General features: G+C 66.2%; 1 protein-coding gene. It reads left to right on the plus strand.

All coding sequences use genetic code 11. The features are described from left to right. Window positions 1-31: 31 nt before the first annotated feature. Entirely contained in the window at window positions 32-493 is a 462-nt protein-coding gene (locus L1965_RS15965; protein WP_235757414.1) for a phasin family protein, read from the plus strand. The last annotated feature ends 46 nt before the right edge of the window (window positions 494-539 follow it).

Here is a 539-nt window from a genome sequence, read left to right on the forward strand (position 1 = left end):
CGACACATGATCCCCCGGAAGGAGATTTCCCATGGCCAAGCCGAACACCAAAGCCGCCCTCGACGACATCCAGAGCCTGTTCAACCCCAAGGGTGGCCAGGACGTGCTCAAGATGTGGGCCGGCATGACCGAGCGCATGACCGCGAATTTCGTCAAGGCCGGGACCACGTCGGTCGAGATCATGAGCAACGCGACGAAAGAGGCGCTTGCCAATCTCGACGCCGCCGCCCAGGTCCGCGATGACGTGTCGGGCTATGCCAAGGCCTATGGCGATCTGGCCCAGAAGCAGGTCGAGCTTCTCAAGCGCACCGCCCAGGAAGTCGGCGAGCTGGCCCAGAAGGCCGGCACCGAGGCGCAGGAACTGGCGTCCGACGCCGGCAAGGAGCTGAGCAGCAAGGTCGCCGCCGACGTCCAGGACGCCTCGGACAAGGTCGCGTCGCTGGGTAAAGAGGTCGCGGAAAAAGCCGGTTCGGCCGCCAAGACGGCCGCCTGAGACCACAGGCCCGACCCGCGACGACATGACGAAGGGCGGCCCCCGG

The organism is Paracoccus salsus (assembly GCF_021556615.1).
In the GTDB taxonomy this organism is placed as follows: Bacteria; Pseudomonadota; Alphaproteobacteria; order Rhodobacterales; family Rhodobacteraceae; genus Paracoccus; species Paracoccus salsus.

Excerpts from the sequence above, each read along its gene's own strand:
- L1965_RS15965 (WP_235757414.1), top strand. The coding sequence starts at position 32 with ATGGCCAAGCCGAACACCAAAGCCGCCCTCGACGACATCCAGAGCCTG.